Origin of the sequence: Lentisalinibacter sediminis (genome assembly GCF_040706615.1) — a bacterium.
In the GTDB taxonomy this organism is placed as follows: domain Bacteria; phylum Pseudomonadota; class Gammaproteobacteria; order Steroidobacterales; family Woeseiaceae; genus Lentisalinibacter; species Lentisalinibacter sediminis.
The window spans coordinates 184,872-202,418 of sequence record NZ_JAPDRF010000003.1; the positions used below are offsets into that span (position 1 = coordinate 184,872).

Sequence of the window (17,547 nt, forward strand, 5' to 3'; positions counted from 1 at the left end):
GGGCGTCTTGCACCATCGGCAGGAGCGAGTGACAGCAAATGGCACGGTTGATTCTGAGTCTGGACGGTCAGGTACTGGCCGAATACAACATGACCAAGGAGCGCTACACGATCGGGCGGCTGCCCGATAACGACGTGCGTATCGACAACCCGGCGGTGAGCGGCCACCACTCGCTGATCATCAATATCCTCAACGACTCGTTCCTCGAGGACCTGAACAGCACCAACGGCACTTACGTCAACGGCAAGCTGATCAAGAAGCACGCGCTCCAGCACGGCGACACCATTACCATCGGCCATCACCAGCTGCGATTCGTGGATCAGCAGGCCAACGAGGCGGATCAGGACGAATTCGAGAAGACGATGGTGATCCCGCCGAGCCAGCACAGGCCCGAGCGCATCGACGAGGCGCAGAAGGCGGTCGAGCAGGCGGCAGGCGTAGCACCGGCATCCGAAGCTGCCCATACGGCCACGGCCGCCTCGGAAGCAGCGCCTGCGCCGGCGGCACTGCCCACCGCGAAGCTGCAGGTGCTCTCGGGCGCGTTCGCCGGACGGGAGCTCGAGCTGACCAAGGCGCTGACCACGCTCGGCCGGCCCGGCGTACAGGTGGCGGCAATCACCCGGCGCGCCGAAGGCTACTACGTGGTGCACGTCGAGAGCGGCAAGGAAGGCGACTATCCGCGGGTCAACGGGGAGTCGATCGGGCCCCAGGCCCGCAAGCTGGCCGACAACGACGTGCTCCAGCTCGCCGGCGTCAAAATGGGCTTCTTCCTGACCTGAGCGCGGCGCGGGTCCCGCTGATCCGGCCCGGCCTATTCGGTGACCTTGATCACCCGCTCCGTGACCCGGCAGACGAGCTCGTAGGGGATCGTGCCGGCGTAGCGAGCCACCTCCTCGACGGGCAGCTCCCTGCCCCACAGCGTCACCTCGTCGCCCACCGCCGCCTCTGGCAGATGGCTGAGATCGACCGTGATCATGTCCATCGAGACGCGCCCGGCGATGGCTGCGCGCCGGCCGGCCACCAGCACCGGCGTGCCGTCGGGCATGCACCAGGGGTAGCCGTCGCCATAGCCGACGGCGGCGATGCCGAGGCGCATGTCGCGCGCCGCCCGATAGCGCCCGCCGTAACCGATCGGCTCCCCGGCGGCCACCGGTTTGACCGCGATCAGCGTGGAGAGGAACTCCATGGCCGGCTCGAGGCCGAGCTCCGCGCCCGTCTCGTCGGGGAACGGCGATATGCCATACAGGCAGATGCCTGGCCGGATCCAGGCGGGACCGAACCCCGGCCAGCCTGCCGCCATCACGTCCAGCTCCGTCTTCCAGCCGAGTATGGCGGCGGAATTGGCCAGGGTGACCGCGCCGTCGAAGCCGTCGGCGGCCGCCCGCAGGGAACCGATCTGCGCCGACGTCATGCCGTCTTGCAGCCGTTCGGCCTGGGCGAAGTGGGTCATGAGCCGGAGTTCAGCCACGGCAGGCGAGGACCGCAGGGCGCGCACCGCCTCCGGCACGTCCGCCGGGTCGATGCCGAGTCGGTGCATCCCGGTATCCACCTTCAGCCACACCGTCAGGGGCAGCTCCGGCGGCGACCCGGTCAGCAGTCGGACCTGTTCGCCACTGTGGACGACCAGCTCGAGCCGCTGCGCCCTCGCGAGCGCCAGATCGTGGCTGTCGAATACCCCCTCGAGCAACACCAGGGGCTTGTCAATGCCGGCCTCACGGAGCCGCAGCGCCTCCTCCATACGCGCCACCGCAAAGGCATCGGCGGCATCCAGCGCCGTCGCGGCCGCCACCAGCCCGTGGCCGTAGCCGTTCGACTTGATGACGGCCATCACCCGGTAGCCTGGCGCGCGTCTCCTCAACTCGGCCAGGTTGTGCCTGAGTGCGCCGGTATGCACCCGCGCGCAGGCCGTCGCCCTCACTGATAGGGCCCGTCGCCCCAGGCGTCAGGCGCCCAGTTCTCGAACTTGGTGAAGCGGCCGAGGAAGGTGAGCGGGAACTCGCCCGTGGGACCGTTGCGCTGTTTGGCGATGGTGATGTCGGCGATGCCCTTGCGCGGGGAGTCGGCATCGTAGACCTCGTCCCGGTAGATGAAGCAGATGATGTCCGCATCCTGCTCGATAGCGCCGGACTCGCGCAGATCCGACATCACCGGCTTCTTGTCCTGACGCTGCTCGACGCTCCGGTTGAGCTGCGAGAGCGCGATTACCGGCACGGAGAGCTCCTTGGCCAGCGCCTTCAGCGAGCGCGAGATCTCCGAGATCTCCGTGGCCCGATTCTCCTTGTTGCCCGGCACCTGCATCAGCTGCAGGTAGTCCACAACGACCAGGCCGAGGCCGTGCTCACGTTTCAGCCGGCGGGCGCGGGCGCGCATCTCGGTGGGCGACAGGGCCGGAGTATCGTCGATGAAAATCGGCGCGTCGGACATCAGCTGCACGGCCGTGTTGATGCGCGACCAGTCTTCGTCGGGGAAGCGGCCCGTGCGCAGGTGGCTTTGATCCACGCGGCCGAGCGAGGAAATCATGCGGAAGGCGAGCTGGTCGGCGCTCATCTCCATGGAGTAGATGGCGGTCGGCACCTTCGCGCCGATGGCGGCGTTCTCCGCGATGTTGATGGCGAGGGTCGTCTTGCCCATGGACGGGCGGCCCGCGATGATGATCAGGTCGCCGTTCTGCAGGCCCGCCGTCAACTTGTCGAACTCGGTGTAGCCGGAGGAGATACCGGTGATATCGCCGTCCGACTGATGCAGCATGTCGATCCGGTCGATGGTCTCCGGCAGGATGGACTTCAGGGTCTTGAAACCGCCCCGTCGGGAGCCTTGTTCGGCGATCTCGAAGACACGGCGCTCGGCGTCGTCCACCAACTCGCCCGCCGTGCGACCTTCCGTCGTGAACGCGCTGCCCGCGATCTCGTTGCCGGCCGAGATCAGCTGGCGCAGCACGGAGCGCTCGCGCAGGATCTCCGCGTACGCGCGCACGTTGGCCGAGCTCGGTGTCTCGTTGGCCAGCGTGGCCAGGTAGTCGAGGCCGCCGACCCTGGCCAGCTCGCCCCGGTTGTCCAGGTGTTCGTGCAGAGTGACCGCATCGGACGGCTGGCCGCTCTCGGACAGACGCCCGATGGCTTCGAAGATCAGCTGGTGGTCCTTACGGTAGAAATCCTGCGCCGTAATGATATCCGCCACCTTGTCCCAGGCGGCGTTGTCCAGCATCAGGCCGCCGAGCAGCGATTGCTCGGCCTCCATGCTGTGAGGCGGCGTGCGCAGGCGCGATTCCGCCGCCTCGCGCGCCTCCTGCTCTTCCAGTGCCCGGACCATTGTGATTGAGTCGCTGACCTCGCTGATGGCTGCTCCCTGGGGCTGTTAGGCGCCCGGGGCGCCGGTGTCCGGCTCCTCCGGGACCACCACCACGGTGATCTCCACGTCCACGTCGGCGTGCAGGTGAACACCGATGCTGTGCTCGCCGGCCTCGCGCAACGGGCCCTCCTCCGGCAGCCGCACCTCGGCGCGCTCGATCTCGACGCCCTTCTCGGTCACCGCGTCGGCGATCTCGATGGTGCCCACCGAGCCGAACAGCTTGCCTTCCGGACCGACCTTGGCCGGGATCTCGACCCGCATGTCGGCGAGCTTCTCCGCCCGCGCCTTCGCGGTACCCAGCTCATCGGCCGCCTGCTTCTCCAGTTCCGCGCGCATGGCCTCGAATTTCGCCACATTCGCCTTCGTGGCCAGCGTCGCCTTTCCCTGGGGCAGCAGGTAGTTGCGGCCGTAGCCGGACTTCACGGTCACCTTGTCGCCGATGGTGCCCAGGTTTTCGATCTTCTCGAGCAGTATCACTTCCATTCCGTTCACCCGTTGTCAGAGTGCTGCGCCAGGCAGCCTACGTTACCAGATTCATTCCTGCCCGGAGACGACCGGCACTCGCCGGCGAATGTCGATCCAGGCGTCCAGGTAGCCGCCCAGGGACAGCATCCCGATGACGGCACCGGAGACCGGCGACGGCAGTATCGCCAGTACGTATATCACGATCAGCAGCGCCGGCGGCCACTGCCGCGCCACGAACAGCCCGTGCACCAGCGCAAGGCCCTGCAGCACGAACGCCACCAGCAGCGCCAGCGCCGAATTCACCAGCCAGGGCGAGCTGCTCAGCGTCGCCGCCACACTGATGACGGCGGTGGCCAGCGCCAGCGTGCGTCCCAGGTTCAGCTCCCGGAAGCGCCCGAATACGGGCTCTCTCTCCGGCAGCAGCGCGTACAGCGCGTAGCCAAGCAGAATCACGAGCATCGTGCCGACCCAGGTCATGCCGAACGCGAGGCCCGTTATCAGTACCTGCGCCGTCGCCACGAATGCCGAGGCGTCCATGGCCATGCCCCCGGCCTCGGCGATATTGCCGGCGAACTGCTCCAGGAACGGCCGCCAGAAGCCACCCACGTCGTCCACCTGCGCGTAGAACACGCCGACGCCCAGCAGCATCAGGACCGCGAGAGCCTGCGCCGTCAGCGTGAGCGAGCGGGTGGAGACCAGCAGCCAGACCGCTGCCAGGCTCCCGCCCTGCACCAGCGCCAGATACCACACGAGGGACATCTGGAAGTCCTGCATCAGCGCGACGGCAGCGACCAGCAGCACGGACGCCAGCAAGGCTGCCGCGACTCCCTCGCGCAGGCCCCGGGCCAACACCGTCAGCACGGTGGTCGCGCCGCTCAGTACCGGCAGCACCGGGAACAGCGCCGCGATCACCAGCACCGCACGATGAAAGCGGGCCGTAATCCAGACAGCGATCTGTCGCATGGGACCCGCCGCCGGCCTTGTGCTCGGAGAGGCCGGCGGCCCGACCGTCAGTGACGGTCGGTGTAGGGCAGCAGCGCCAGGTAGCGGGCGCGCTTCACGGCCGTGGACAGCTGCCGCTGATAGTGCGACTTCGTGCCGGTGATGCGGCTGGGGACGATCTTGCCGGTCTCCGAGATGAAGCTCTTCAGCAGGCCGATGTCCTTGTAGTCGATCTCTTCGATGCCTTCGGCGGTAAAGCGGCAGTACTTGCGCCGGCGGGAATAGCGACTCATGGCAATACTCCTGTTCAGGCGGAGCCGGCTTTCGCCGTCTCGCTGTCTTCTGCGGACGTCTCGGCGGCAGCTTCCTCGCCGCTCTCATCGGCAGAGGCCGCTTCCACGGTCTCTTCCTTCGTCTCGTCCTCTTTCTCGTCCTCTTTATCGTCCTCGTCCTCGGCCTTTTCCTCCTCCTCGGCGGCCCGGGCACGGGCCTCGGCCTCGGCGCGGGCGTCGCGACGACGCTGGGCTTCACGCTCCTTGGCCTTCTCGTCCTCGACAGCCTTGGCCATCGGCGAGGCCTCGGTGACGGCATCGTCGCGCTTGATCACGAGGTGGCGCAGCACCGCGTCGTTGAACTTGAACGCGCCGGTGAGTTCATCGAGCGTCTCTCTGGCGCACTCGATGTTCATCAGGACGTAATGGGCCTTGTGGGCCTTGGCGATGGGATGGGCGAGCTGGCGACGGCCCCAGTCTTCGAGGCGGTGAACGTTGCCGCCGCCGTCGCTGATCATGCTCTCGTACCGTTCCACCATGGCCGGTACCTGTTCGCTCTGGTCAGGGTGGACCAGAAACACGATCTCGTAGTGTCTCATCGTATCCCCTTTCGGATTACAGCCGCCCGCCTTCCGGTGCGGCAAGAGGTTATGTGGAGTCCCGCGCTCGGGCGGGCCGCGAATATTAACCGAGCCCCGGCGAAGACGCAATCAAGCGGCGCTGTCGGCAGGCCTCGTACAGGCATACCCCGGCCGCCACGGACACGTTCAGACTCTCCACACTGCCGGCCATCGGGATGGCGATCACGGCATCGCAGCGCTCCGCGACCGCCGCCGCCATGCCCCGCTCCTCGCCGCCGAGCACGAGTGCGACCGGACCGGTGAGATCCGTCCCGTAGAGTCCGACCTCGGCGCCGTCCGCGGTGCCGATGACGCGCACCCCGTAGTCGTGCAGCCAGTCGATCACCCGCGCCAGGCGTTCCACCCTGGCCAGCGGCACGGACTCGGCCGCGCCCGTCGCGACCTTGCGGACCGCGGGCGTGATGCCGGCGGCGTGGCGGCGCGGGATGACTACCGCGTCGACTCCGGCGGCGTCCGCCGTGCGCAGGCAGGCGCCCAGGTTGTGCGGGTCCTGCACGCCGTCGAGAACCAGCAGCAGCAGGGCCTCCCCGGCGGTCAGTCGCTCCTCCACCAGCGTGCGCAGCAACGCCTCGTCGAGCGCCGAGGCGCCGCGGAGTTCGGCCACCACCCCCTGATGCCGGGTGCCCGCGGCGAGCGCGTCCAGCCGATTCCGCGCCACCCGCTCGACGGCCACGCCGGCGGCCGAAGCACCCTCCAGCAACCCGCGGATGCGTTCGTTGTCCGTCCGGCGATCCACGAGCAGCCGGCGGACCCGGCCCGGATCCTCGTCCAGCAGACGCGCCACGGCATGGATGCCGGCGCTGAAGCGCGCGCTAGTCACCGGCGTCGGCGAGCCGGAAATCGATGCGCCGGGTATCCAGGTCCACCCGGTTGACGGTCACCGGCAGCTCGTCACCGAGTGCATACGCCTTGCCGCTGCGGCTGCCGACCAGGCGCTGGGAGCCCGCGTCGTATTCGTAGTAGTCGTTGCCGAGTGTGGAGACGTGCACCAGACCGTCGATCTGGTACTCGGGGATCTGCACGAACAGGCCGAAGTGGGTCACGCCGGTCACGACGCCCTCGTACCGGTTGCCGATCTTGTCTTCCATGAACTGGCACTTCAGCCAGGCCTCCACCTCCCGGGTGGCGTCCTCGGCGCGACGCTCGTGGGCGGAGGTGAGCTGACCCAGTCGTTCCATGTCGCCCCGGTCGTAGCCGAACGCCTTCGGCTTGCCGCCGTTCACCAGGTGTTTGATGGCGCGGTGCACGAGCAGGTCCGGGTAACGGCGGATCGGCGAGGTGAAATGGGCGTAGGCGTTCAGAGCCAAGCCGAAGTGGCCGATGTTCTCCGGCGTGTACTCGGCGTGGGCCATCGAGCGCAGCAGCGCCATGGAGATGGCCTGGGAGTCCGGTCGGTCCTGCACCTCCTGCATGAGCTTGCCGAAGTCTTTCGCCTCCACGTGCTCGGGATGCGGCACCTTCAGCCCGAGCCCGAGCAGATACTCGCGGAAATCCTGGAACTTCTCCGGATCCGGCTTCGCGTGGACGCGGAACAGCGTCGGCACCTTGTGCTGGCGCAGATACTTCGCGGCCTCGACGTTTGCCGCGATCATGCACTCCTCGATCAGCCGGTGCGCGTCATTGCGCTCGAAGGCCCGGATGGCCTCGATCTCGCCGCCCTCGTCCAGTTCGATCCTGACGGCCGGGATGTCGAGTTCAAGCGCGCCGCGCCGGGCCCTCGCCTTCGCGAAGGCCCGATAGACGTCGTGCAGGTTGCGGATGTGCGGCGCGATCTCCTCGCGCACCCCGGCGTCGCGGGGCTTCGCGCCCTCGATCAGGTTGCCGACCTGCTCGTACGTGAGCCGGGCAGCGGAGCGCATCAGCCCCTCGTAGAACGTCGAACGGCGCACCTTGCCGCCGGGCCCCACGATCATCTCGCAGACCAGGCAGAGCCGGTCCACCTTCGGGTTCAGCGAGCACAGTCCGTTGGATAGCACGGTCGGCAGCATGGGCACCACCCGGTCCGGGAAATAGACCGACGTGCCGCGCTTGGTCGCCTCCCGGTCGATATCCGAGCCGCGCGCGACGTAGTGGCCCACGTCCGCGATGGCCACCAGCAGACGCCAGCCGCTCTCCACGGGCTCGCAGAAGACGGCGTCGTCGAAGTCCCTGGCGTCGGCACCGTCGATGGTGACCAGCGGCAGATCGCGCAGATCGCGCCGTCCCTCCTTGGCCGAAGCGGGCACGTACTTGCCGAAGGCCTTCTCTTCCTGCCGCACGCCATCGGGCCATCGATGGGGAATGCCGTGAGCGTGGATGGCGAGGTCGGTGGCCATGCCCCGCTGCCCGGGCGCGCCGAGCACGCGGGTGACGCGGCCGGTTGGCTGCTCCTGGCGGGACGGGAAATCGACCAGTTCGGCGACCACCATATCGCCGTGCTTCGCGCCGGCTGCTTCTTCCCGGGGAATCAGTACTCTGTGCTGGATACGGGGGTTGTCGGGCAGTACGAGCCCGATGCCGCGTTCGCGAATATACTGCCCGGCCACCTCACGGGTGCGGTGCTCCAGCACCTCGATCACCTTGCCTTCAGGGCGACCCCGATGATCCCGCCGGATCACCTTCACGGCAATGCGGTCCTCGTGCATGACCTCCTGCATCTCCCGCGGCGAGAGGTACACGTCCTCGCCACCCTCGTCCGGGATCAGGAAGCCGAAGCCGTCCGGATGCGCCTGGACCACGCCCGGCACGAGCTGCAGCCGCTCCGTCAGGCAGTACTCCTGACTGCGGTTCAGGATCAGCTGCCCGCCGGTGATCATGCGCTTCAGCCGCTCGCCGAGGGCGCGGCGGTGCTTGCTCTCGGTGAGCCCGAAGGCCCCGGATATCTCGTCGAAGTGCAGCGGCCGGCCCTTCGACTCGAGCGTGTCCAGAATCTGCCGCCGGTCCGGCAACGGATGCTGGTAGGTCTTCTTCTCCTGGCCGTCCTGGCCACTCTTGCGGCGGCGTCCGCCGCCCTGTCTGTTCCTGTTCCGTTTAGCCAAAATGGTTCCTTGTTCTGAGATCGGGCGCAATTGACAAGGGTATCGCCCTTGAGTAGAGTCTCGCGCCTCCGTCGGGGCGCATTCTACGCGCTCCGCACCTGCCCAGGTGGCGGAATTGGTAGACGCGCTAGCTTCAGGTGCTAGTGGGGGCAACCCCGTGGAGGTTCAAGTCCTCTCCTGGGCACCACTCCAGGCGGTCGTACGCGCGGCAGCCGCCCCGAACTCAGCGCGCCGGCCATTCCTTCGGCACCATCACCGGCCGCTCGAGCCAGCGCTCGAACCGGGTCTGTAACTCCGGCAGATGCTCCGCCCACCAGGCCGCATCCGTCTGGAACATCTGTTCCAGATTGTCGGGACCGGTCGGCAGATTCACCTTCACCTCCGGCTCGAGCACGCCCAGCGACGAACGGCGCAGCGGTCCGTAGGGGATATAACGGGCCTGAGCCGCGAGGCTCTGCGTGGAGGTGGCGAACCGCAGGAAACCGAGCGCCGCCTCCAGCTTCTCGGTGTGCTTCGGGATGGCCCAAACGTCGATGTAACGGGCGTGGTGGTCCCAGAGGATGGAGAATGGCTCGCCTCGCTCGGCGGCGCTGTAGATGCGGCCGTTGTAGGCACTGGTCATCACCACCCGGCCGGTCTCGAGCAGCCGCACAGCCTCCTCGCCGAGACGCCACCACTCGATGTGGGGCTTCAGCTTCGTGAGCATCGCGAAGGCCCGGTCGACGCCCTCCTCGGTCTCCAGCACCTGGTACACCCGATCCGGCGGCACACCGTCCGCGATGAGCGCCCATTCCAGATTCGTCTGCGGTGTGCGCCGCAGGCCGCGTCGGCCGGGGAAGGCACCCAGATCGAAGAAGTCCTCGAGGTGCTGCGGCGCTCGCTCCACCCGGCTGTGGTCCCAGGCCACGACGGTCGAACCGGCCAGGTTGCCAACCCCGCAACGCATCAGCGCCCCCGGCAGGAAGTCGTCGACGGCGGGCGTGCCGTCCGGTGCCGGCGGCAGCGTCGCGGGATCGATCTCGACCAGCAGGTCGTCGTCGCAGGCGCGTATGGCGTCGTAGAGTTGCAGGTCCACGATGTCCCATTTCACGTTCCAGGACCGCACCTGGGAGCGTATCTCCTCGATGCCGCCGGCGTAGTCGACCATCTCCACGTCGGTGCCGGTCTCCTGCTCGAAGTCCCGTACGAAACCCAGGATCTGACTGCGGGTATAGGCGCCGCCCCAGGAGACCACCGTGAGTTCGTCGTTCCCGGCTGCTGCTGGCGGCGACGTGGTGAGCATCACTGCCGCGAGTGCTGCCACGACCGGCCGACGAAAGGCCCGGAGCGTGATGCTCCGGTTACCAGTAATAGCCCACATTGATATTGAACCTCGTGTCCCAGCCGGTCTCACCGCCGCCGGCGAGTGATCCGTCACCGAAAAAGATCATGTTCTCGGCCCGGATCAGGTCGAGATACACATACAGGGGCCCCACGCCCACCAGGCAGCCCGTGGTGTTGAGTTGGGAGTCCTCGAACCCGTCCTCGTCCTTCACCACGATGCTGTAGTCGTTGTAACAGGTCACCTGGTCTACGGCGGCCCAGGGCACCGGCAGGTTGTAGGCGACGTTGGCGACCAGCACCGAGGCGCGGGCGGCCACGTCGTAGGAAGAGCCGAAACCGCCAAGACGGATGGCGTCGTCCGGCACGCCCGGCGGATTCTTCGGCGAATAGCCGTAGCGCGTCGCCTGGAATTGCAGGTTCCAGCGTCCGCAGCGGGTATCCACGTGTCCCGCGCCAGCCCAGTGGCTGCCGCTCCTGTCCGTCTCGGCGTTGTAGATCTCTCCGAACTGACCGGATAGGCCCACCTCGTGGCTGCAGGAGGTACCGGCACCGAAGGTATAGGCGGCGCGGAGATTGCCCTGGTTGGCTTCCTCGTTGGCGCTGTCGCCCGCGGATACCACGTCGAGGGAGTAACGGTCGAGCTCGGCCGGATTGCTCAGCTCGCCGTTCTTGAAGAAGGCGGCCTGCCATTCCCAGGCGCCGTCCGTCCGACGGTATTTCACACCCAGGTCGTAGTCGTCGGACAGGCCCAGGTAGTAGGGCGCGCCGAACCAGAAGTTGTGGGCGGCGTAGGGCAGCAGCCCGAACGGTACCCGGGTGATGCCGACCTGCAGGCGACTCTCGTCCTCGAACTCGTAACCGACCCAGCCGTGGTGGATCACCTGCATGAACGGATAGAACCGATACTCGGCGGAGAGCAGAAGATTCCGGAGGCTGCCGTCGGCACTGACCCGGAACAGGTCCAGGCCCGCCGCGCCACGCTTGCTCTCGACGGTCTCGTCGAAGTCGTTCCAGAACAGGTTGAAGCGCAGGGCGCCCCCGAGGCCGATGCCGTCCTCCGGGGCCGCCGCGGCTGCCGCGTCGGCCTCCGTGAGCGCCGCGATGTCCCGCTTCTGATCGGCGCCGACCAGCCTCCCCTGCTGCCCCGCCCGGGCTTCCTCGAGTTGCTGCTCCAGCACCCGCACGCGTTCGCGCAGACCCTCGAGCTCCGCGAGGCGCTGCTTCAGCGTCTCCAGTTCGGCCGCCAGGGCCTCGATCTCCGTCCCCTCGGCCGGCTGGGCCGTCGCCTGCAGCGCCAGGAGCAGGCAGAGGACACCCGGGAACCACATCCCGCGCCTCCGCCCCGCTCCGGTTGCGGAACGCCGGCATGCCCTGGCTCCACGCGTTTCCACGGCCTGCCTCTACCGCACCTGCTGGAGGAAATGGCTGTGCTTGCGGTACTGGGAGATCACGTCGCCGATGATCTGCTCCTTGGTGTAGCCCATCACGTCGTAGTGCTGACTGCCCTCGAGCAGATGGACCTCGGCGCCGAAATATTGCCGGGGTCCGTCACCCTTGCGCTCCCGGGTCTCGGCCAGCGTGTAGGAAGGGGCACTATAGGCCTGCGGCCGGACCGCATAGAGGAACTCCCTCTCCTCGCCGTGCCGGACGGCCAGCGCTGCCTCGTCGTCGTCGATGGTCACCTCGACGTCGTACCCCGCCTCACGGAGCTCGTCGGCCACCTCGGTAAGCGCCGGATGGATGGTCGAGCGCAGGAAGCGCGCCACCTGCTCCCGTTTCGGCATGCGGATGATCGAGCGCAGATGCTGACGCCAGGGGATCGCCGCCTCGCGGATCTGGATACCGACGGACATGTCCTGACTGATCTGCCGCATCCGCTCGAGTCTGAGACTCTGCAGCAGACCGTAACAGACCACCAGCATGATGAACGTAAACGGCAGGGCCGCCGTGATGGAAGCCGTCTGCAGGGCGGTGAGCCCGCCGGCCAGCAGCAGGGCGGCCGCCACCACGCCTTCGAGCAGCGCCCAGAACGTCCGCTGCCAGACCGGATTGTCGTCGGAGCCTCCCGAAGTGATGATGTCGATCACCAGCGAGCCGGAGTCCGACGAGGTCACGAAGAACGTGACCACGAGCACCGTAGCGATCAACGACACAATCAGAGAAAGCGGGAAGTACTCGAAGAACCTGAACAGCGCCGTGGGCAGATTTTCCTGCACGGCGGCGCTCAGGGCACCCGAGGCCGCCCCGAGATCGAGTTCCATCGCCGAGTTGCCGAAGAAACTCAGCCAGATGAAGGTGAACCCGACCGGCACGAACAGCACGCCGACCACGAACTCCCGGATGGTGCGCCCCCGTGAGACCCGCGCGATAAACATACCGACAAACGGCGACCAGGCAATCCACCAGGACCAGTAGAACAGCGTCCAGCCGCCGATCCACTCGTTGGGTTCGTACGCGTAGAGCGTGAACGTCTTGTTCACCACTTCACTGAGATAGGCGCCGGTGTTCTGCACCGCCACCGTCAGCAGGAATGCGGTGGGTCCGGCGACGAGCACGAAGACGAGCAGGATCAGCGCGAGCATGAGGTTCCATTCACTAAGGCGCTTGATGCCGGCGTCGAGGCCGGCGACGACGGAAACCGTGGCCATCAGCGTAATCACGGTGATCAGGAGCATCTGCACCGGTACGCTCTCCGGCACGCCGAACAGGTACGCCAGACCCGCGTTGACCTGCAGCACGCCGAGCCCCAGCGACGTGGCCACACCGAACATGGTGCCCAGCACGGCAAAGATATCGGCGGCATGCCCGATCGGGCCGTAGATCCGCTCGCCGATGAGCGGGTACAGGGCGGAGCGCACGGTCAGCGGCAGACCGTGGCGGAACGAGTAGTAGGCCAGAGCCAGTCCGATCACCGCATAAATGGCCCAGGCATGGATGCCCCAGTGGAAGAAGGTGATCTTCATCGCCTCGCGGGCGGCTTCCACCGTGCCGCCGGCGCCGGTCGGCGGATTGGCGAAATGCGTGACCGGTTCGGCCACGCCGAAGAACATCAGACCGATACCCATCCCCGCACTGAACAGCATGGAGAACCACGAGCCGTAACTGTAGTCCGGCTGCGAGTCGTCCGGGCCCAGTTTGATGTTGCCGTAACCGCTGAAGGCGATGCCGAGACAAAAGACCACGAACGTGGCGACCGCCAGCATGTAGAACCAGCCGAAGGTATCGGTGATCCAGCGCTGGATGGCCGAGAAAACCGTGTTCGCCGTCTCCGGCCAGATCGTGCTGAACAGCACGAATACGAGTATCAGGCCGGCCGCCCCGATGAAGACTGGCGGATTCAGACGGACGCGGACCTTGTTCTGGCCGGAAGATGTTTCGGAAGACATTAGTCAGATAATGGTAACCGATAATGGCGCCGCGACCGCAATGACCAAACGCAGTGCGCCGCGCCCCGAGAGGATTACAGTATAGGTGTGGCACCCGGTGCCACGAAGCCGTGAGCGCGGCAGAAACTCAGATCAGGGCGGGATCAGCCATGAACGAGCGACGCAGGAATATCTTCGTATTCGGCCTCGATGACTTCCATCGCGCCGATCTCGAATCGCTGCCGCGGGCGAGCGAGTTCTGCTTCCATCAATTGCTCACATTCGAAGAGGCAACACGGGCAGATCTGCACCCCACCGACGAGATGCTGCCGAAGGCGGAACGGATTCTGGAGGAATTCGACGGTTCGGTCGACGCCGTCATCACCCACTGGGATTTTCCCAGCACCGTCATGACGCCGATACTGCGCAAGCGGCTGGATCAGCCCGGTCCGAGTGTGGAAGCCGCGCTGATGTGTGAACACAAGTACTGGTCGCGGGTGGAGCAGAAGCGCGTGGCGCCTGATGTCGTGCCGCCCTTCGCGGCGGTGAATCCTTTCGCCGACGAGCCGCTGTCAGGACTCGACGTCGACTTCCCGTTCTGGCTGAAACCGGTCACCGCTCATTCATCCAACCTGGGCTTTCTGATCGAGGACCGCAAAGACTTCGACAAGGCGCTGCCGAAAATCCGGGAAAATATCCACCTGTTCGGCGAACCGGTGAACCATCTCATGGGATTCGCGGACATACCGGAGGAGATAAACGGCATCGACGGTTATCACTGCATCGCAGAAGGAATCATCTCGAAGGGCCGCCAGTGCACGCTGGAGGGCTACCGATATCAGGGGGAGTTCGAGATCTACGGCGTGGTCGACACCATCCGCGACCGCCACGTGCAGAGCGTGCTGTCACGTTACCAGTATCCTTCCTCCGTCCCCCGCGACACGCAGGAGCGGATGAAGGAGATAGCCACCACGATACTGGACGGCTTCGGTTATGACGACGCGCCGTTCAACGTGGAGTTCTACTGGGACCGGGACAGTGACGACTTGGCGCTGCTCGAGATCAACGGCCGCATCTCCCAGTCGCACTGTCCGCTGTTCGCTCTGGTGGACGGTGCCTCGCATCAGCAGGTCGTGATCGACCTGGCCCTCGGCGAACGGCCGCAGCCGCCCCACCGGGAGGGGGATCACAAGGTCGCCGCCAAGTTCATGATGCGCGTCTTCGAGGACGGCGTCGTCGCCCATGCCCCTGGACCGGGCGACGAGAAGATGCTGAAGGAGCGCTTCCCCGAGGCGCGCTTCTCGTGCCACGTCAGCGACGGCCAGTCCCTGGAGGAACTCCCCTTCCAGGACAGTTACAGCTACAACATCGCGGACGTCTACCTGGGCGGCAAGGACCAGCACGAGTTGCTGGAGAAATACGACGAGACCAAGCAGCTCATACCGCTGGAGATCCTGCGCCGCCCGGAGATCGTCTGACGGGCCGCCCTACTGGACCGTCTTTGCGGCGGGCGCGGAGTAGTCGCTCTCCACGCCCGACGTGTTGTAGGACGTCGCCACGAACTCGTAGGTGCCCGGCACCAGGTTTTCGACCACGTAGGTGGTCACGCCGGGATTGTCGATGGTCACCGAGTTCGGATAGCTGCCGGACGTCGTGCCCCAGTAGATGCGGTAACCCGCCAGATCGACCAGCGGCGTGCCGTCCGTGTTTTCCGTGGGCGGCGACCAGCTCAGCGTGACCGAGCCCATGGCGATGGCCTCCACCGTGACCGAGAATGCACCCAGGGAGGCGGAGGCCTCACCGTCGCTGACGCTGATGACGATATTGCCGTAGGTCCCCACGTCGCCGGCCTGCGGCGTGCCGGACAGGCGGCCGGTACCGGTATCGAACGCCGCCCAGGCCGGCTTGTTCGTAACGGAGAAGCTGAGGCTGTCACCGTCCGGGTCGCTGGCGCCGGGTGTGAAAGCGTACTGGGTGCCTTCCGTCACCGCCGTCGCCGGGTTGCCGGAGATCGTGGGCGCCGAGTTGGTGACCACGGCCTGCACCGTGATCGTGAAGGCCGGCAGCGAGGCAGAATCCTGGCCGTCACTCACGCTGATCACGATATTGCCGTAGGTGTCGGCGTCGCCGCTGACGGGTGTACCCGAGAGTCGGCCTGTGGTTGTGTCGAAAGACGCCCAGGCAGGCTTGTTCGCGATATCGAAAACGAGTGCGTCCCCGTCGTCGTCGCTGGCGCTCGGCGTGAACTGGTAGGCCACCCCCTCGTTCACCGTCGTGGCGGGGCTGCCGGAGATCACGGGCGCACTATTGGTCACAATCGCGCGCACCTCGATCGCGAACGGTCCCAATGCGGCCTGCGCCTCGCCGTCCGTCACGGTAATGGTGATGTCGGCATAGACATCGGCGTCGCCCGCTGCGGGCGTGCCGAAGAGGCGGCCGGTAGCCGTATCGAAACTGGCCCAGACCGGCATGTTCACTATATCGAAGGTCAGCGTATCGCCGTCCGCATCGCTGGCGCTCGGCGTGAAATTGTAGGACGCGCCTTCGCTGACCGAGGCCGGGGGGCTGCCGCTGATCGTCGGCGCGGTGTTCGTCACCAGCTGCCGCACCTCCACCGCGAACGGGCCCAGCGAGGCCGTCGCTACCCCGTCGCTCACCGTGATGGTGATGTCGGCATACGTACCTGCATCACCGGCGCCCGGCGTTCCGAACAGCTCGCCGGTGCCGGCGTCGAAACTCGCCCATGCAGGACGGTTGGCGATCTCGAAAATGAGGGCATCACCGTCCTGATCCGACACGGTCGGCGCGAAGCTGTAGCGCTCGCCTTCGGTAACGACGACCGGCGGATCGCCGCTGATGGTCGGCGGACCATTCGTCGACGGCATGTCGCCGTCGTTCCGTGCGGTGCCGTTGACGGTATCCAGCTCGTCCTGGCTGCCGTCGGCCACGGCGATGATGGCAGCATCGAGTAGCCCGACCGAGTCCCGGGGCACGATACCCTCGACCTCCTTCGGCGAGGTGCCAGGGTTGAGGCCGGCGAGCACCGTCTCGAGATCGTCCAGTTCCGGTGCCGGCATCACGGCCTTGGCCGCGGCCAGGCCCACCCGGACCTGCTCCAGCGCCGCCGCGCTGACAGGCACTTCCGTCGTGGTGGCACCCGCGGCATCCGGCATCACCTGGCGGATGGAATCGTCCATCGCGCCCATGGCGTCGACGCCGTTGACATGCAGCCGGTTCGCAATCGCCTCCAGCAATGTCTGCGTCGCGGCGACCGTCGCCACGGCGGCGATACGCGCATCCGCCCTCGCGCCGCCGGCGCCGTCGAGCTTGCCGTCCGTGAGATCGGAGGCGATCGCGGCCACGACCGCATCGCCGTCCACCTGGCGGCCCACGGCGATGAGCGAATCCCGGGTCCGACGGATCGTCTCGCCCAGTGTCTCGGAGGCCTTCACCATCTCCGCGATGGTGGCGGCGTCTATCGCCTGCGTCATGATCGGTTCGCCCGACAGAGTAACGAGGCCGCTGTTCAGCTTCGTCGTCACCCGGTTCAGTGCGATGGCCATATTCTCTTTCGTCAGGCCGCCCGGCAGTTCGGCGGCGAGTTCCGCCGCGAGCGTGCTGAACGGGTTCAGGTTCGACACGGTCTTCCTGCCCGGCTCGAGCGCCACGCTCTTCAGCACGAAATCCGGCGCCAGGCCGGTTACCAGGTCAGTGCCGCCCTGCGCGTCGATGGACAGTGGATAGTGCTTGCCTTTAGCGCGCACGGTGATGTTGTAGCCGGCGCTGGCATCGCTGTTCATGCTGCCGAGTTCGGTGCCGTCGGCGGCGGCGATGCGCACCGTCGCGCCGACGATGGGCCCGTCACCCACGCTGCCCGACACTTCGTGATCGCGCAGGATCTCGCCGGTGGCGCCGCCGGGATCGTTGGCAATGGGCTGCTCCGCCACTTCCTCTTCCATGAGACAGCCGCTCAGCGCGAGCGACATCACGGGAAGAATCAGCAGCCTGTTCAGTATTGCTGGCGCGAAATATAGGCGCATAACGGCACTCCTGCCTGTGTCTGGCGGGCTATCCGATCAAAAGACGCAGCTTCAGGCTGCGGGGTAATGTCGAATCGAAACGCTGCCGGGGGTCGGCGAACGAGCGCTCTTGTTATTGGGACGCCGGCATGAAA

Annotated in this window: 13 protein-coding genes, 1 tRNA gene and 1 pseudogene; 3 read left to right on the forward strand and 12 right to left on the reverse strand. The window is 66.5% G+C overall.

Going from position 1 to position 17,547, the window contains the following annotated elements:
- Positions 1-38: 38 nt before the first annotated feature.
- On the forward strand, positions 39-779 hold the full coding sequence (locus ACJMKX_RS05735; protein ID WP_405222319.1) for an FHA domain-containing protein: 741 nt from the start codon (positions 39-41) through the stop codon (positions 777-779).
- A 32-nt stretch (positions 780-811) separates the two neighbouring features.
- Here ACJMKX_RS05735 and alr read toward each other — a convergent pair whose 3' ends face one another.
- From alr to rnr, 8 genes and pseudogenes are all read right to left on the reverse strand, one after another.
- Positions 812-1,918, reverse strand: a complete 1,107-nt coding sequence (gene alr, locus ACJMKX_RS05740) for an alanine racemase (RefSeq protein WP_405222322.1) — start codon at positions 1,916-1,918, stop codon at positions 812-814.
- Entirely contained in the window at positions 1,915-3,309 is a 1,395-nt protein-coding gene (dnaB, locus tag ACJMKX_RS05745) for a replicative DNA helicase (RefSeq protein WP_405222325.1), read from the reverse strand. Before dnaB ends, alr begins: the two co-directional genes overlap by 4 nt.
- A 45-nt stretch (positions 3,310-3,354) precedes the next feature.
- Positions 3,355-3,831 carry a 50S ribosomal protein L9 gene (gene rplI, locus ACJMKX_RS05750; protein ID WP_405222328.1) on the reverse strand — a complete coding sequence of 159 codons (477 nt, stop codon included), beginning with the start codon at positions 3,829-3,831 and terminating at the stop codon, positions 3,355-3,357.
- A gap of 51 nt (positions 3,832-3,882) precedes the next feature.
- On the reverse strand, positions 3,883-4,776 hold the full coding sequence (locus tag ACJMKX_RS05755) for a YybS family protein (protein ID WP_405222332.1): 894 nt from the start codon (positions 4,774-4,776) through the stop codon (positions 3,883-3,885).
- A gap of 47 nt (positions 4,777-4,823) precedes the next feature.
- Positions 4,824-5,048 carry a 30S ribosomal protein S18 gene (gene rpsR, locus ACJMKX_RS05760; protein ID WP_405222335.1) on the reverse strand — a complete coding sequence of 75 codons (225 nt, stop codon included), beginning with the start codon at positions 5,046-5,048 and terminating at the stop codon, positions 4,824-4,826.
- Between the two features lie 110 nt (positions 5,049-5,158).
- A pseudogene (gene rpsF / locus ACJMKX_RS05765) lies at positions 5,159-5,626 on the reverse strand (30S ribosomal protein S6); the annotation flags it as partial.
- A gap of 85 nt (positions 5,627-5,711) precedes the next feature.
- The gene (rlmB, locus tag ACJMKX_RS05770; RefSeq protein WP_405222338.1) at positions 5,712-6,488 is read right to left on the reverse strand and encodes a 23S rRNA (guanosine(2251)-2'-O)-methyltransferase RlmB; all 777 of its coding nucleotides are present in this window, start codon (positions 6,486-6,488) and stop codon (positions 5,712-5,714) included.
- Entirely contained in the window at positions 6,481-8,685 is a 2,205-nt protein-coding gene (gene rnr, locus ACJMKX_RS05775) for a ribonuclease R (protein WP_405222341.1), read from the reverse strand. Before rnr ends, rlmB begins: the two co-directional genes overlap by 8 nt.
- A 100-nt stretch (positions 8,686-8,785) precedes the next feature.
- On the opposite strand from rnr, the gene ACJMKX_RS05780 reads away from it, so the two are divergent.
- A tRNA-Leu gene (locus ACJMKX_RS05780) sits at positions 8,786-8,872 on the forward strand.
- A gap of 36 nt (positions 8,873-8,908) precedes the next feature.
- On the opposite strand, the gene ACJMKX_RS05785 is transcribed toward ACJMKX_RS05780, so the two are convergent.
- From ACJMKX_RS05785 to ACJMKX_RS05795, 3 genes are all read right to left on the reverse strand, one after another.
- Positions 8,909-9,988 (reverse strand): ABC transporter substrate-binding protein, encoded by a 1,080-nt coding sequence (locus ACJMKX_RS05785; protein WP_405222344.1) that lies wholly within the window; start codon positions 9,986-9,988, stop codon positions 8,909-8,911.
- A 37-nt stretch (positions 9,989-10,025) separates the two neighbouring features.
- Positions 10,026-11,336: a hypothetical protein gene (locus ACJMKX_RS05790; RefSeq protein ID WP_405222347.1), complete on the reverse strand. Its 1,311-nt coding sequence runs from the start codon at positions 11,334-11,336 to the stop codon at positions 10,026-10,028.
- Between the two features lie 72 nt (positions 11,337-11,408).
- Positions 11,409-13,394, reverse strand: coding sequence for a BCCT family transporter (locus tag ACJMKX_RS05795; protein WP_405222350.1), 1,986 nt, complete (start codon positions 13,392-13,394; stop codon positions 11,409-11,411).
- 149 nt (positions 13,395-13,543) lie between these two features.
- Here ACJMKX_RS05795 and ACJMKX_RS05800 point away from each other — a divergent pair, with 149 nt between their 5' ends.
- Complete coding sequence (locus ACJMKX_RS05800) at positions 13,544-14,851, forward strand: ATP-grasp domain-containing protein (protein WP_405222353.1); 1,308 nt, start codon at positions 13,544-13,546, stop codon at positions 14,849-14,851.
- Positions 14,852-14,860: 9 nt separating this feature from the next.
- Here the strand turns inward: ACJMKX_RS05800 and ACJMKX_RS05805 are convergent, their stop codons facing one another.
- On the reverse strand, positions 14,861-17,413 hold the full coding sequence (locus ACJMKX_RS05805; protein ID WP_405222356.1) for a putative Ig domain-containing protein: 2,553 nt from the start codon (positions 17,411-17,413) through the stop codon (positions 14,861-14,863).
- Positions 17,414-17,547: the final 134 nt, after the last annotated feature.